Source organism: Tepidibacter mesophilus, from assembly GCF_002724055.1.
In the GTDB taxonomy this organism is placed as follows: Bacteria; Bacillota; Clostridia; order Peptostreptococcales; family Peptostreptococcaceae; genus Tepidibacter_A; species Tepidibacter_A mesophilus.
Genome location: NZ_BDQY01000012.1, coordinates 39,552 through 55,568 on the forward strand (window position 1 = coordinate 39,552; position 16,017 = coordinate 55,568).

General features: G+C 26.8%; 13 protein-coding genes and 1 pseudogene. 13 read left to right on the forward strand and 1 reads right to left on the reverse strand.

Annotated elements, in window-relative coordinates; translation table 11 throughout:
• Nucleotides 1-9: 9 nt before the first annotated feature.
• Complete coding sequence (locus Tmeso_RS09135; protein ID WP_099190430.1) at nucleotides 10-1,908, reverse strand: M4 family metallopeptidase; 1,899 nt, start codon at nucleotides 1,906-1,908, stop codon at nucleotides 10-12.
• A gap of 461 nt (nucleotides 1,909-2,369) precedes the next feature.
• On the opposite strand from Tmeso_RS09135, the gene Tmeso_RS09140 reads away from it, so the two are divergent.
• The 13 genes and pseudogenes from Tmeso_RS09140 (at nucleotide 2,370) to Tmeso_RS09200 (ending at nucleotide 16,000) form a co-directional block, all read left to right on the forward strand.
• Nucleotides 2,370-4,535, forward strand: coding sequence for a transcriptional regulator (locus Tmeso_RS09140; protein WP_099190432.1), 2,166 nt, complete (start codon nucleotides 2,370-2,372; stop codon nucleotides 4,533-4,535).
• A gap of 77 nt (nucleotides 4,536-4,612) precedes the next feature.
• Nucleotides 4,613-5,038, forward strand: a complete 426-nt coding sequence (locus tag Tmeso_RS09145; protein WP_099190434.1) for a membrane-associated protease 1 — start codon at nucleotides 4,613-4,615, stop codon at nucleotides 5,036-5,038.
• A 34-nt stretch (nucleotides 5,039-5,072) separates the two neighbouring features.
• Nucleotides 5,073-5,498 (forward strand): membrane-associated protease 1, encoded by a 426-nt coding sequence (locus tag Tmeso_RS09150; protein ID WP_099190436.1) that lies wholly within the window; start codon nucleotides 5,073-5,075, stop codon nucleotides 5,496-5,498.
• Between the two features lie 54 nt (nucleotides 5,499-5,552).
• Nucleotides 5,553-5,747 (forward strand): annotated as a pseudogene (locus Tmeso_RS17165) (DnaJ domain-containing protein); the annotation flags it as partial.
• 245 nt (nucleotides 5,748-5,992) lie between these two features.
• Nucleotides 5,993-6,550, forward strand: a complete 558-nt coding sequence (locus Tmeso_RS09160) for an FHA domain-containing protein (protein WP_187296289.1) — start codon at nucleotides 5,993-5,995, stop codon at nucleotides 6,548-6,550.
• Nucleotides 6,551-6,569: 19 nt separating this feature from the next.
• The gene (locus Tmeso_RS09165; protein WP_099190442.1) at nucleotides 6,570-7,076 is read left to right on the forward strand and encodes an FHA domain-containing protein; all 507 of its coding nucleotides are present in this window, start codon (nucleotides 6,570-6,572) and stop codon (nucleotides 7,074-7,076) included.
• Nucleotides 7,077-7,081: 5 nt separating this feature from the next.
• Nucleotides 7,082-7,909 (forward strand): PP2C family protein-serine/threonine phosphatase, encoded by an 828-nt coding sequence (locus Tmeso_RS09170; protein WP_099190444.1) that lies wholly within the window; start codon nucleotides 7,082-7,084, stop codon nucleotides 7,907-7,909.
• Nucleotides 7,910-7,927: 18 nt separating this feature from the next.
• A complete protein-coding gene (locus Tmeso_RS09175) occupies nucleotides 7,928-9,748 on the forward strand; it encodes a PP2C family protein-serine/threonine phosphatase (protein WP_099190446.1) in 1,821 nt (606 codons plus the stop codon).
• A gap of 14 nt (nucleotides 9,749-9,762) precedes the next feature.
• Entirely contained in the window at nucleotides 9,763-11,043 is a 1,281-nt protein-coding gene (locus Tmeso_RS09180; RefSeq protein WP_099190448.1) for a normocyte-binding protein, read from the forward strand.
• Nucleotides 11,040-11,735, forward strand: coding sequence for a hypothetical protein (locus tag Tmeso_RS09185; RefSeq protein ID WP_099190450.1), 696 nt, complete (start codon nucleotides 11,040-11,042; stop codon nucleotides 11,733-11,735). Before Tmeso_RS09180 ends, Tmeso_RS09185 begins: the two co-directional genes overlap by 4 nt.
• Nucleotides 11,736-11,760: 25 nt before the next feature.
• Entirely contained in the window at nucleotides 11,761-14,340 is a 2,580-nt protein-coding gene (locus Tmeso_RS09190; RefSeq protein ID WP_099190452.1) for an acetate and sugar kinases/Hsc70/actin family protein, read from the forward strand.
• 251 nt (nucleotides 14,341-14,591) lie between these two features.
• Entirely contained in the window at nucleotides 14,592-15,368 is a 777-nt protein-coding gene (locus Tmeso_RS09195; RefSeq protein ID WP_099190454.1) for a hypothetical protein, read from the forward strand.
• Nucleotides 15,369-15,421: 53 nt separating this feature from the next.
• Entirely contained in the window at nucleotides 15,422-16,000 is a 579-nt protein-coding gene (locus Tmeso_RS09200; RefSeq protein ID WP_099190456.1) for a hypothetical protein, read from the forward strand.
• Nucleotides 16,001-16,017 lie beyond the last annotated feature (17 nt).

The following is a 16,017-nucleotide window of genomic DNA, read 5'->3' on the forward strand; positions in this document are numbered from 1 at the left end:
GTTTTGAATTTATTTTATTCCTACAGAATCAAAAGCATCAGCTACAGCTTTAGACTCAAAACTATCTTCTCCATAAAAATCTTCTGCTGATTGGATTAAAGCAAGTCTTGCATCGTGGAAATTAGATGTTGAAGTCAAATAATTTGTTAAAGCCTTATAATATATTTTTTCAGCTTTATGAACACCTAACTCACTAGTAACAAGATACGCTGCTTTATTTGGTATTCCTGAATTAGTATGAACTCCACCATGATCTTTAGTAGTATTTACATATTCATTCATATGAGTTGGTTGAGCTCTATAGGCTTTAGTACTTCCTGGGTCGGCTATATCTCTTAATGCATCACCATCTTTATATGGTGTCCAAACATCTTCGCCACATAACCAATCAGCTTTATTTGGTTGATATTCAAATTCTATGAATGTGCCAAATACATCTGAAAAAGATTCATTTAAAGCACCTGATTGATTTTCATATACAAGATTAGCTTCATTTTCTGTAACTCCATGAGTCATTTCATGACCGACTACATCTAATGCTCCTGATAAAGGCAATGATGTAAAACCATCTCCGTCACCATATGTCATTTGATCATAGAACCAAAAAGCATTTACGTAGTTATCTCCATAATGAACAGATGATATAATATCCATTCCTTTATCATCTATACTATTTCTTCCAAATTTTTTATTATAGTAATCATATACATATTCTGCGTACTTATGAGCATCTACAGCAGGTTTATATTTTTCATCAGAAAAGTCATTTTTTTCATTATACATCATTAATCCAGGTAGAAAATGGTGCATTATATTTTCGTCTTCTGGAACATGCTTAGCAGTATATGTTTTTATACTTACGCCATTTTTAGTATTGTCTATCATATAATATGCGCCATTTTTATATTCAAGATTTAATTCTTTTTCATCATTTAATACTCCTCTTCCAGTCCCTTTAGCACTTGTGGTTTGAATTCTATTGTATTTCTTTATAACATCACCATTGTTAGCATTAATGAAAACGCTCCAATCACCTGGTTCAGACCCTAAGTTGAGTACTCTAACTTCATAAACTGGTATATATTTTCCATCCATTTCATAGAAATAGCTTTTAACATCTGGATCTTTAGCAGTTGTATCAGTATTAACTTCTGATTTAGCAACTTCTATAGCAACTTGTTCTCTAATTTCCAATTTTTTATGGTCTTTATCAGAAATTTTATTATATACATTATTATCTATTTTCCCATTAACAGCATATATTACTCCATCTTCATTGAAATGAATTATGTATTGTTTTCCAAATAAAGGAGTATTCTTATACATTTGTTGAACTTTAATATGTGTATTTCTTAATTCATCTGTTTTAGTACTTATTTCTTTTAATTCTTCTTTTGGATTATTCAACTTAAATAAGTCTTTGTTTTCTTCAAAGAATTCTACAACTCCATCTATATTAGAACTTTTTTCGCTTGAAAGTGTTCCCTTTAAAAATCCTAACTCGTTATCTTTATCAAATTTAACTATATTTATATTTTGTTTTTCTATAGTTTGTTGTATTTTAGTATCTATTTCTTTCGGTTTTTCTTCTAATACTCTATCTTCGGTTTTCTCTATTTTTTTATCAATATTGTCTTCCTTATTTTCTATTGACTTTTCTTGTATTACATCTTCCTTGTCCACCTTTTCCTTAATTTCTTGCTTAGGTTCTTCTTTGATTATTTCTTTATTTTCAATCTCTTTTCCTGTGATTTTTGTATCTTGATCTTCTTGTTGAGTAAAAATTTGAGTGTCTTCAGATATTGTTATTTTGTTAGTATTTAGCTCCTCCGCATTAGCCATTGGTGTTAATAATAGTGAACCTGTCATAACTGTAGAAAGTGCTATAGAACTCAATTTTTTTTTCATAAATATACCCCCTTGTTAAAAATAACTTAAAATTCGAAACTATTAATCAATTTAAATGATACAAAATTCATAAAATTAACGCAAATTTCAAAAGAGTCATATAAAAGGAGTTTGATTGAATAAACAAGTGGTTTAGTTATATGAAAACTACTTATGTATTGATTTATCAAATTTATTTGAAATTTAAAATTATATTTAGTTCAAGATTTGATATGTTGTTATAAAAATAGAGTTTAATTGAATAAAAAAGGAAAATGATTATATGAAAATCACTTTTTTAACGTTTTTTCAAAAAGAATTATATTTTTTATATTATAGGAAATAAGTACCAAAAATAATGTAAGATATTGAAATAAAAGAAATCATATGGTAATATTTTCTTTATAATTGTAAAAAAAATCATAAACTTTTAAAAATAAGCTATTATTCAAAATCATAGAAAATATATAAGGAGGTTTAAAATGGATACTATTCGCCAAACGAATAGAAGTATACTTTTTGAGGAGATTAATCCAGAAAAACTCGATCTTATTACAATTGTCGGAGATGTCAAAGGGATAGACAGTTTAAGTGATGAAAAAATAAAAGAAATTAATGAACATCTTCTTGTGAAAAATTTTGATGAGTTTTTAGAAAAATTTTCTCCAAGCGTATACTCTTTTTATAATGCTGCAAATCAAAATGTAGTTTACACACTAGAAAAACCTGAAAATCTTTCAGATGAATGCATTTCAGAAATTAAGCTTAATCAAGATAATGATTTCTTAAAAATGTTATTTACGCTTATAGATGCAAAGCGAAGTCAAGGTATAAAAAATGTTGATTTCAAGTTTGAAAAAGTACTAGATATGATATCACCAAAAAAAATAATTGAAGATATAAAGCAGGTAAGAAAAGAAGTACATTATCTTTATAATAAATATGAAGAATTAGAAGAAGAGGATCCAAAGAAACTTGAACTTGGAGACAAACTTAACTATAAATTTGAAGAAGCTAGTCAAAATTATAATAATGTTATGGCTATGCTACCTCTTGCAATAGAAGATATTAAGACAAGACTTTTATTTGGGAAAACTCAAGATGGAGATGAAGCAGAGGCAATACAAATTGGTATGTTAACTATGGGTGATAATGGGGAATTGAAAATATTAGAAGCACCAAAGAGTGATTCCACAGACTTGATGGTTATGAATGAAGAAGGAAATAACAGCCTTGTTGGTGTGTTCGAAGAAGATTATGATGCTATTACAGAAAGTAAATCTGATTATGTAAAAGATCTTGTAGTAAGAACATTTTGTCCTTTACCTGCAGTACAATCAGAAATAGATATAGAAAGAGAAGTTCAAAACTACAATACTTATCTTGAATTTTATAAAAAAGCAAAAGATGATTTTGTAAAGACAGCAAAACCATTAGTAGAAAAAATATTGGGTATAAAAATGTTTTTCAACCAATATGACACTAAAAATAAAGGAATGCAACCAACTTTAATTATTACAAATAGTAAATTAGACATGACAGTAAAAAATAATAATGTACCTAGATTAGAGACTTATTTAAATACTGTAAATGCTAAAAATGATTTTAATGATACAATTTGGTTTGGTATAGTTCCAGCTATAGAAATGGAGTCTGTAGGGCAAGTAAAGACTAGAAGACAAAGATTCAGAGGAAATCAACAATCTACAAATAAAGAAGGAAATACAATAGAGTCATTGACTGCACTTCTTGAAGTAATAAAAAAATATAAGGTGCAAACATTCTTTAATTTCCAAGCTAATGAAGATACGACATTCAATAACATGGCTACAGCGGGAATCGATAAGTACATGGAAAAATGTGAGATGTTAACTCGTCAAGATTATAGTGAATTTACTATACCTTGTATGCCAAACTTTACAATAATTCCTAAAGATAAATCTGGATTAGTAATAGATAGTAAGATGTTACAAACAAATGAGGGAGTAAAACTATCACAAGAAAAAGAAGACATATTAAAGTTATGGATAGAAGGCGTATATGTAGATGCTGCTTATATAGCGGCTGGAATAGTAGCTTCGTATCAATGCCCAGAATATTTGAAAGAATCTTTTAAAAATATTAATAGAGAATATCCAGGGGTTAGATTTGATATAGAATCAGGTGAGAACAATTTAAAGGTAGTAACAACTATGGCCAAAGAAATATCAGGATTTACAAATAATATAAAAGATTCTATAAATAGAAGAAACTTTGGATTTGTTTTCTCATCTGAAAATGCACAGTTAGATGGGAAAGATATAAAAAGAATAACTGTTTATAAAGCTAGAAGTCTTGCACTTACAGAAGATGGATTTGATTCTATTTATAAAACCCTTGTAAGTACTTATATTGAGAGAATACTAAGATTCCAAACAAATGACTTTAAGCAAGATAATATTGTTAAATTCTTTAGTAGTAATCCAAACAGTCAAAAGAGTAAATGGATAAATTCTAAGCAATCAGAAAACTCAATCATTCAAGACGGGGATGATTTAAACTACGTAATAGATGATGAGAGTAATTTATGTTATATAGACCTTGTATTTAATGGAAATGTTAAAAATCTTGAAGTTACAATTACAAAGAGTACAAGTGCAGCTAAATAAAGTGAAACACTAACTTAGATATTGATACTGTTTAAGTATTAATAAATATATATTAAATAAAAAAAGGAGGAAATTTTATGGGATTTAGACTTAAAGTTGAAGGACCTGAGACTATTGACTTAGGACTTGAAAACATATTAACAGTAGAATTTAACACAGATACACCAAATGATTCAAATGCACGCTCTACTGATCTTGGTACATCTTTAATAATTAAAGGAAAAATATTAACAGCAGTAGATGGAGAAGAAGCAGATGCTACAATGAAACTTGCTCAGTGGTCATTAGTACCTGGAGAAAAAGCTGATTGTTACAGAAAAGTAACTGTAGATGTAATATCAGCATCACAAGTGGTGAGAAAGATTGATTTACCAAATGCTTTTATAGTAGATTATACAGAAGATTATGGTGATGAAGAAGGAGTAGGAACATTCTACTTACATATGAAACAAAAGAAAGATAAGACTCCAGCTGTAAAATTAGAAGGTGGATTTGAATTATAGTAAAATATAAAAATCGCAGAAAGGATGTGTAAATATGGGTTTTAGAGTAAAAATTGAAGGTGCTGAAACTATAGACCTTAGTGTTGAAAGTGTACAAACAGTAAAATTAAAAACAGATATACCTACAGATTCAAATGCACGTACAAAAGATGTAGGGTCTACAATGGTTATTAGTGGAAAGATATTAACAGCAGTAGATGGAGATCCTTTTGATAGTACAAGACAAATGGGACTTTGGTCATTAGTATCTGCAGAAAAAGCAGATTGCTATAGAAAAGTTACAGTACAAGTAATATCAGCAGATCAAGTAGTAAGAAAAATATTCTTCCCAAATGCATTTGTAGTAGATTATAAAGAATCTTTTGGAGATACAGAAGGTGTAGGAACATTTGAGTTAGTTATCAAACAGAAAAAAGATAAGTTAGACAAAGTAACTATAGAAGGCGGATATGGAGCCTAAAAAAATATATAGATGTCCTTTTTAGGACATCTATATTGATAAAGGATAAAAGTTATGAAAAATTTATATCAGATATTAGAAATTGATAAAAATGCATCTCAAAGTGAAATAAAAAAGGCATATAGAAAACTAGCTAAAAAGTATCATCCGGATATAAATCCAGATGATAAAAATGCATGTGACAAGTTTAGAGAAATAGCACAGGCATATGAAATATTAAGTGATGAAAAAAAGAGAAAAGAATATGATAATAAATTATTAAATTTCAAAAAAACAAATAAAACAAATGATAATTTTAGTAAAGATAAAAAAGAAAATATGAAAAAACCAGATGGAATGAACGTAGACTTTGAATTTGAAAGATTCTTTGGTTTTAATCCAAAAACTAAAGAGACAAAAGAAAATTTTGTAAATAAAAGGAAAGACCCTTTTGATACAACAAATATTTTTAATTCTTTCTTTAAAGTAAAAAGAGATTAATGGAGTTGATGACTTTGAAAAAGTCGATTTCAAATAACATAAAAATTATTGACTTTACAATATCTATTATTTCAATAATGACAGGTATATATGTATATATGAATATAGATAACAAATTAATAAAAAACACATCAATGTACTTGCTTGGGATAATAGCAGCTGTTTATATGATAAGAGTATTCACTACAAAATTAACAGACCCTATTGAAATTGATGATGTAAAAACCATTAATAATATAAGTAGTCTGGCACTAGTAAATGAAGAAAATCAAATAATAAAAGAATGGGATTTGTTTAATAAAACAGCTTTACTAATAGGTAAAAATAATAAAGAAAATGAAGTTGATATAGATTTAAGTGAAGCTACATATGCATCATTAATAGATTCGCAACACGCAGTTTTGAATTTTGCATCAGGTAGTTGGTATATAGAAGATTTATATTCACAAAATGGTATTAGCATAGAAAAAGTTGAAGACAAAATAAGGTATAAATTATCAAAAGATAAACCTTGTACAATATTTAAAGGAGATGTCGTCTTTATAGCTAAAACTAAACTTTTGATTAGATGATGAAACGGAGTGTTAGTAAATGAGCCTTATTAGATGTCAAAATGGGCATATGTTCAGTTCGAGAAGATACGGAACTATATGTCCTTATTGTAATATAGAAACAGCGTTAAAGGAAAAACCAGAATTACCTTCAAAAGATTTTGATATTGAATATGAACTATTAAAAGAAGAAGTACAGCCCGTATGCGGTTGGCTTGTTTGCATCGAAGGATCTAGAGTGGGAAAAGATTATAAAATAAAAGAAGGCAAAAATTTTATAGGTAGATCTGATGATATGGACATACAAATTTTAGGTGATAACAAAATTTCAAGAAGAAATCATGCTATTGTAGTATACGATCCTAAAAAGAGAAATTCAGTTTTGTTACCAGGAGATGCATCAGGTATTGCCTATTTAAATGATGATGCAGTATATGTTCCAACGCAATTATCACCATATGATGTAATAGAACTTGGGAATAGTAAATTTTTATTTATTCCATTTTGTGGTGAACACTTTGAGTGGGATGATATAGGTAGGGAGTAACCTGTATGAAAGAGTTAGTTATTTTAATTAGTATAATAGTTGGATTAATCTTAATAAGAGAAATTATAAGCTTAAAAGCTAAAAATATTAAGTTAAGTAAATTAGAAATAGGAAAAGCTTCTTTAATTGGTGATAGAGAATTTCAAGAAGATTCTATGGATATAGCTTGTATAGACAATGCAACATTATCAGTTTTAGCAGATGGAAGAGGAAAAAATAAAGCTGGTAAGCTTTCAAGTCTATTAGCAACAAAAATATTTGTAGAACTTTTTAAACATGATAACTCAATTTCAAATATTAATTATTTTTTTAAAAGAGCTTTTAATATAACAAATAGAGAGATTTTGAAAAAGTTAGATGATAATCAAGGTGGGGCAAGTATAGTATGTTCAATTGTTATAGATAACCTATTACATTATGCACTAGTTGGAAACACAATGATTGCAGTTTTTAGGAATAATGAACTTATATCCTTAAGTGAAGGACATACTGCAAATGTACTTGCTAAAAAAGGATTTTATGAAGGCAAAATAAGTAAACAACATGCACTTTGGGCATTAAAAGAAAAGAGATTATTGAATTATGTAGGACAAGATGGGTTTAAAGATATAGAAGTGTATGATGTACCAATAGAACTAAAAAAAGAAGATATAATTATATTAATGAGTGATGGAGTACATAATTATGTGCCATGGAATAATCTTGAATATATTTTAAAACAAAATTTAACATGTAATCAAATAGCACAAAATATAATAAATAAGTTAAATGATATTTATTTAGAAAATAAAGATAATGCTAGTATTATTGTAATGAAATATAAAGGACATTAAAAATAAGGGTGTAATATAATGAGAAAAATAAATTCGAAATTCATAACAACATTTATATCAGAATCAGGTAGTTTTTTACAAAATAAAGATTACTTTGCATTTGTGGAACTAGACAAATTTGCAATATATGTAATTGCAGATGGAATAGACAGTGATGCAGATTTAGATAGTGCAAAGATAGCAGTATCTAATATAATAAGTAATTTTAGTGAAGCACCTAGTATGAGAAAAGGGTTTTTAAAAAAATTATTAAATCTTGCTAATAAAGAATTGATAGAGCAAAGCAAAAACTTAAGATTAAAAGCATCTCTTACTATAGTTGTTACTAACTATGTAAAAATAAGATATGCATTTGTAGGAAATACTAGGTTTTGTTTATTTAGAGAAGGGTTCTTAAAATATAAGAGCCAAGATCAGTCATTAACTCAACAATTGGTTGATAAAGAAAAAGTACAACTTGATAAACTTGCAAATCACGAAGAAAGAAATAATTTATATTGTTATTTAGGACAAGACCAAAATTTGACACCATATATATCAAAAAAAATAAAATTGAAAAATGGAGATATTATAACTCTTTTAACTAAAGGTATTTGGGAAAATATAGATAGTTCTGAAATAAGAGATGGACTAGTTGAAGCAACTGAGTCACAAGAAGTTATAGATAATGTAGAGGATATGCTTTTATCGAAGCAACCTAAAGACCTTGAAAATTACACACTTGCGGTTATATTTATAGATAAAATATATGAAAATCCAAAATTAAAGCAAAAAATAAAAAAGATTGTACTTACACTTATTCCAATAATTTTGATTATATTAATTGTTTGTTCAGTATTTTATTTCAAGAATAAAAAAAGAACTGAACAAATAAATGAAATGAATTATTGTATAAAAAACGCTAGCAATTATATAGAAGATGAGAATTTTATAAGAGCAAATGAAGAATATAAAAATGCTCTAGATTTAGCTAAAAAATTAAAGTTAGAAGAGAAAAGAAGTGACATAGATAAATACTTTAAACTTACAGAAATAATTATTAATGCAGACAAATATCTTCAAGATTCAAAATATCAAGATGCTTTAGATGAATATTTAAATGCAAAAGAAAAAGGTTATTATGCAGATAACTTAGGAAAAGACTATATTAATGAACAATCTAATAAAACAAATCAACATATACTAGTCCTTGATGTATTAAAGCAAGCAGATAAAAAAATGGAGTTTGAAGATATACAAGGAGCTAAACAAGATTATACAATTGCAAGAGATTTAGCTGCTAAAATATTTTTTAAAGAAGCAAAACAAGAAGCTCAAGATAAATTAGATAAAATAAATGAAGATGAAGCAAAAAAACAAAAAGAAGAAAAAGAAGAGGAAAAAGCTTTAGAAGAAGAACAAGCTAAAACAGATGAAGAAGAAGAAAAAGAAGCTAAAGAAAAACTTGATGCTCAACTTAATGCTATAGAAATGGCTAAAAAAGGTGATTTAAGCTATAGTATTGGAAGTTATCATGATTCAAAGATGTATTATATTATGGCTCAAGAGATATATAAGCAAATAGGAATGTATAGTTTTTCAGATGAATTAGAAAAGAAAATACTATTGACAGACAAAAAAATACAAGAAGCTACTATAAAAAAAGCAAAAGCAGATACATATGTAAAAGATGCAAATACTAAATTTGATCAAGGGAATTTAAATGAAGCTAAAATACTATATTTATTTGCAAAAGACATATATGAGGAAGCTAATTTAGAAGATGATTTAAAATCAGTAGAAGAAAAAATAAAAGTAATAAATACTTTAATAGATAAAAAAAATCCAAAAAACTTATAAAAGTAGGAGGATAAATGAAAGATAACATTCATGAAAAAATAAATAAACTTGAAAATTTAAAAGACAGGGCTTTGTTAAAAGAATTATTGAGTGAAGTATTCATACCGTTATATGAGCATAGCGAGAATATGTATACTTCTCTTGAAGATAGAGTCTTTGAAGAAATTGAATATACTCAACAAAACTATAGTGTATATACAAGTATAGTAAAAAAACAAGATTTTGATCCTATACATTATTTCTTAGCTCCAATGATAAAAGAAGATATACAGGATAAAGAATATGACCTTAAGTATATATTGGAGACGATGATTGAAAACAAGCAAGTAAATATGTTCAAAGTATTTTTTAAATGTGATTATTTAATATTTAAAGATATATTAAAAGACAATGTAGTATTTAAAGGTAATATCAAAACAAATAAGAATGACTATGAAGCTTGTTTTAAGATAAAAACAAATACAGAGTACAAAAATCAAATATACAAACTATATCAAATGTTTATAAGAAATAATATACCATGGACAACTATAAATGCACCGTACATATCGAGAATAGTTGATGTAGTATTAGTTGAATATGAAGAAGGTATTACAAAAGATGAGATGATACAAGAAGTTAATGTGGATTTTGGAGAATTTGGAAAATACATAGAATATGATATGGTTCCTATTTGGAATATACAAGAGCGAACTTTGAAAAGCACAGGATTTCCTATGCCGTGTGAAGATAAAATAAATTTTGAGCATATTATTTCTTTGAAAAGTGAAGGAGTAGAACATGGATATTTAGTTGTATATGACAATGAAGATATAAATCATATAAGACATACAAAGGATAGCTTAATGATAACAGGTGAAATAGAAGAAGCTAGAGATTGGGACATATTTAAAATATTAAAAATAAGGGAATCAAAACTTGATAAATACAGTTATGAATTAGTATCTAATTCAAAAAAAGTAAGCTTTATAGAAAAGCTAAGTAGTAAAAATAAAGTTAATATTAAAACAAAGGCAGAGCTTATAAGAACAATAAATTCATTTGAAGTATCTAAATATCTTGAGTTTAAAGATGTAAAAATAGTAGATATAAAAGATGATCTAAAAGAAGAAACTTATGATATGAATTCTTTTATAATAGATGAGATAAGAGATCAGGATTATGCTAAAAGATTAATATTATATTTTACTTTAAAAGAAAATAACTGCTTTATAATAAGAGATTTATTAAGCTTTATAGTCTCGCAAATACAACTTAATTATCCAGAATATAAGTGTGAAGGAAGATTAATATGAATTACATCTGGGATATATTAGTCAGAGCAGACCAACAAAATATAAAAAAAGAAAATATAACTTTTAAATGTGCAAAAACATATAGTCCATATATGGAAGTTGCATTTGAAGATTTAAACAAATCAGAAATTGATGAATCACTTATAGTAGAAATAAATCCATACTATAGGTTTTTTCCTATATTTAAAGATATATTTGATATTAATTTTGAGGAGAGCATTGAACTAAGAGAAGTATTATTTGATATTTTAATACATTTCCTAGGAAATGTTGATTTAAAACAAGGGCTTTCTAAAGAAGAATATTATAAAAAATATATTATAAAAGATATATTAGAAAATATATTCTCTCAAAAGATAAAAAAAAGCATACAAATCTTTAATGATAAAGAAAGAGAAATTGTAATATCTAGTCTTATAAAATTATACACAACAGGAGTATCGTTAGAAATATTTAAGAGCATAGTGAACAAAATGTTTAAAAAAAGTACTACTTACATAAATAATGATAATAAGAAAGAAATATTAATATACATTGGACAAAAACGAACACAAGAACTGGAAAACAAGATAGATGTGTTAATGGATCTGTTTTTACATATAGATTTTAAAGTGTTTTTATATTGGCAATACCATTTTGGAATTTTGGGAGTAGAAGATACTATGAAAATAGAGAATATGGTGTTGTACTAGATTAAGAAATTTAGGTGATCAAAATATGGGATATTCATACAAATTATATAAAAATAATGATAAAAAAGAAAATACGAAAATAGGTAGATATAAAGAAAATGAACTAACAAAAATGACAACATTTCAATTAAGAGAAATATGTATAAAGGAAAAGTTGATCAAAAATTTGCTAAACCCATTAAATAAAGAAGAACTTATAAGGCTTATCATGAGGTACAGAGGAATAAATGAAAGCTTACTTATAAAGCATCAAAGTGATACTGGGCTTGAAAGATTACAAGATTTTATAAAAAGTGCAGAAAAAATAATAATGGATGATAAAAATATAAATTCACCAGCAAAAATTATTCTGTATGATAAATTAAGTGTAGAAATATTTGATAATTATACTATAAGTTCAAATGACGATTTAGATGAATCAAACATTTTATTGGTAGATGAAGACTTTAATATATGTACTATATTTAACTTAATTAACGGAAACGATGAGAACTATTACTTAGTAAAAAATGAAAATATAAAAGCTTCAAAAAGTATTGATAAGAAGTATAGCTTACTATATTTTGATAACCGTGAATCAGATATTATATATGACATATATAATAACAATATTAAAAATACACCAAAATATTTAAAACTTTATAAATTAAATGTTCTGGATTTTAATATTAAAAAATTACTGGATACAGATAATCATCTTGCAATAGACTTTGGAACAACTAATACTACAGCTGGAATTTATACAAATAATGAAGTCTTAGATGATATTAGTGTAGCTAAGGTTATAGATACAACTTCTAATGATTTAAACATAACACCTCTTATTCCAAGCGTTGTAGGTATAAAGTCTATAAAAGACGAAAATGTAGAATATACATTTGGGTATGATGCTATCAAGTTATCCAAACTAAGCTATGTAGATGATGGAATATGCATATTCTATGATATAAAAAGATGGATAAGTGATTATGAAAAAGAAGAAAAAATAACAGACATAAATGGACAAAGGACTTTTATAAAAAGAAAGCATATGATAAAAGCCTATCTTGAATATATTATAAATATTGCAAAACAAAGATTCAAATATAACTTTAAAAAAATACATATATCATGTCCATCAAAACAAAAATACAAATTTTATATGCTTTTTAAAGAAATACTGAGTGACTATGACATAGAATATGAAAATATGTTAGATGAAGGAGCAGCAGTATTATTCAATACTATATCTGAATTAATACAAAAACAAAGATATAAAGAAGCAATGACATATAAAGCATTAATTATAGATTGTGGAGGAGGAACTACTGATTTATCCTCTTGTGATTTTAATATACAAAACAACAGAATCTCTTATGAAATAGACATACAAACATCATATGAAAATGGAGATACTGACTTTGGAGGCAATAACCTCACCTTTAAGATAATACAGTTAATAAAAATCATGTTTGCACACAGATTAATGAATAGTGAGGAAAACATTAAGAAAAATGTATTGGATGATTTTGATATTGACTTATTTAGATTTGTAGATGAGCATGGAGTACGTGAAATATACACAAGGTTAGATGAGGAATATGAAAAAGTAGAAGACATAATACCAACTAAGTTTAAAAATCATGAGAATAAAAGTAGTGAAGATTATTTCAAAGTAAAAAGCAACTACTACTTGTTATTTGAATTAGCTGAGAAAGTAAAAAAAGAATTTTTTAATAACAAACATAATTTAGAAATACTTATTACATCAAAAGAAGATACTGACTGTGATAAAGAAATTATATATTTTGATAGATGGAAAATCCATACATATAATGATGGTTGCTTAAATCAAATAAAAGATAATTTAGAATTAAAATTAAATATATACGATATAGAAACTTTGTTAAAGGCTGATATATACAATATTATCAAAAAGTTTTTAGAAAATATATATAAAGAAGATAAGCTTTTAGAATACTCAATCATCAAACTTACTGGACAATCCTGTAAAGTAGATATATTTAAAGAAGCACTAAAGGAATTTATACCGGGTAGAATTATACAATCTAGAAAAAATAAAAAAGGACAAAAAGAAAATTACGACTTAAAGCTAACCTGTATAAAAGGAGCACTTAAGTATCTACAAGCAAAGAAATTTGGTTATATGAATGTAAATATAAATACCAAAATACCGACACTTCCATATGTAATAAGTGCCTACAACCATAGAGGAGATGAAAAAACACTTATACATAGCTTAGATAAGAACAATACAAGCGGAAGTATTTCAAGAACAATGCAAAGAATCACTTTAAAGCTTTATCTAAAAGATGCAAACAATCATACAAGATATGAATACGAGTATGAGAATAAACCAGAAGAGTTTACTAAAACAACAGTTTATGAAATAGAAGAAAAGTACAAGGATATTATTACACAAGAAGAAACAGACAATATAGTTAATAAAGAGGTTAAGTTCTTCGTATGGGCAAAAAGAGATCATTGGGGATTTTGTGTAGTACCAGTATTAAGAGATAATGAAATGTTGCTTATAGGGAAAGAAGAATTCTTTAGTTTTGAAAATGGAACTTGGGAAACTAACTTCTTTGATGGATTAAAGTAGCGTAGTGCTTAAATGATGTATGCAAAAATAACGCTCATACAATGAAAATTTTGAAAAAACTAAGTTGAATTCCATAAAAAATCCTAAAACTTCAAAAACTCGCTAAGGCTCAGACATAGAAGTTTCTTAACGGATTTTTTATTCCATGCAACAAGTTTTTTTACAAAATTTTCAAAGGCATTCACTTATATTTTTACATACATCATTTAAATTTTGCATTGGCTATATAGAAGAGAGAAAGAGGGGATAGATTGTTTACAAATAAATACCCTGTATTCAGTAGAGGAAGAATATTAAAGCTTGAAATGCTGGATTGCATAAGAGATTTTCCAAAAGATATCGTAAATGTACATATTAATGGATATGCAAATGGAATATTAATAGGATGCAGACTTTCAGTTAATGATGATTATATTATTATATCACCTGGGATAATCTGCTTTGATGAAGATATATACATATTGAAAGAAAATTATAAAATACCATACACACATACAAATGAAACATCGGTACTTAAAGTTAAATTCATAGGAGAAGATTCAAATCAAGATTTTGTGAGTTATATAACTAAGGTATTCATAGATAATGATACTAATGTATATAAAGATGAAATAGAAATATGTAGGTTCAAATTGAAAGCAGGAGCAAAGTTAAGAAATAATTACACTGACTTTGAAGATATGACAACGGAGTATAATACTATAAATATCATCAACTCACAATTTGCAGCATATGAAAATAGTACAATATCTCCATCTGTTTTAAAATACTTCGCTAAAGAAGCTTTTAAATATAAACTAAGCAATCCACTAGATATATCGTTTTGTATGCAGTGCCTTCAAAGTGAAAAGGCAATAAATAAGGAATTGATTATAAGCTATATATCATCAAGACTGGATCAAGAATATGAGGAGTATTCAAATGAGAGAATGTATAAGTTTTTAGTAGAAATTCTTCAAGATATCAAGTATAACAGAGGAGAAAAAAGAGATAGAAATTATATATCAAATAAAATTTTATTAGATTAAAAATATATAATACATGTTCATGGCTAGAATATGACAATAAAGGAGGAGTTTATATGTTTTATATTTTATGGATTATAAGTTCGATTATAGCAATAGTGGCAAACTATTTGATTCTTTCACTTGGGAATCAGGATTTTATAAGCCTGACTACATTTTTTATTATTCCAATAGGTGGGTTTGGTGTTGGTGCGTTGAGTAGTTGTGGGCGCTATTTTGCAGATGTAAAATTTTCGTGTAAAAAAGCAAAAAACAAAGCTGTCCATATTATTTTGTCAAGTTTAATTATTGTTATAGGTTTTGTTGGGGTACATTACCTTGTTTATACAAGTACTTATCTTGATAGTAATATGGACATTAATTATTCATTCAATGGTGAACACATTAGCAATTATACATTTGATGGAAGTGAAGAACCAATCAATTTTGTTACTTATATGGAGGATTCTATTTCAAATTCTTCAAGAACAATGAGACGTAAGGGTAGCAGTGAAAGGATTGATTTAGGATCTAATGCAACTTGGAATTGGATTTGTTTTATTTCGAGCTTTATGGGATATATGCTGGGGGCATTTACAGTAGCAATAGAAAGTGAAACTAAAATGTTAAAAAAAGAACCTGAAGCAGAATTATAAAATAAATTAGGAAGGTG

Excerpts from the sequence above, each read along its gene's own strand:
- Tmeso_RS09140 (WP_099190432.1), top strand. The coding sequence starts at position 2,370 with ATGGATACTATTCGCCAAACGAATAGAAGTATACTTTTTGAGGAGATT.
- Tmeso_RS09190 (WP_099190452.1), top strand. The coding sequence starts at position 11,761 with ATGGGATATTCATACAAATTATATAAAAATAATGATAAAAAAGAAAAT.
- Tmeso_RS09200 (WP_099190456.1), top strand. The coding sequence starts at position 15,422 with ATGTTTTATATTTTATGGATTATAAGTTCGATTATAGCAATAGTGGCA.
- Tmeso_RS09180 (WP_099190448.1), top strand. The coding sequence starts at position 9,763 with ATGAAAGATAACATTCATGAAAAAATAAATAAACTTGAAAATTTAAAA.
- Tmeso_RS09165 (WP_099190442.1), top strand. The coding sequence starts at position 6,570 with ATGAGCCTTATTAGATGTCAAAATGGGCATATGTTCAGTTCGAGAAGA.
- Tmeso_RS09150 (WP_099190436.1), top strand. The coding sequence starts at position 5,073 with ATGGGTTTTAGAGTAAAAATTGAAGGTGCTGAAACTATAGACCTTAGT.
- Tmeso_RS09175 (WP_099190446.1), top strand. The coding sequence starts at position 7,928 with ATGAGAAAAATAAATTCGAAATTCATAACAACATTTATATCAGAATCA.
- Tmeso_RS09185 (WP_099190450.1), top strand. The coding sequence starts at position 11,040 with ATGAATTACATCTGGGATATATTAGTCAGAGCAGACCAACAAAATATA.
- Tmeso_RS09145 (WP_099190434.1), top strand. The coding sequence starts at position 4,613 with ATGGGATTTAGACTTAAAGTTGAAGGACCTGAGACTATTGACTTAGGA.
- Tmeso_RS09170 (WP_099190444.1), top strand. The coding sequence starts at position 7,082 with ATGAAAGAGTTAGTTATTTTAATTAGTATAATAGTTGGATTAATCTTA.
- Tmeso_RS09135 (WP_099190430.1), bottom strand. The coding sequence starts at position 1,908 with ATGAAAAAAAAATTGAGTTCTATAGCACTTTCTACAGTTATGACAGGT.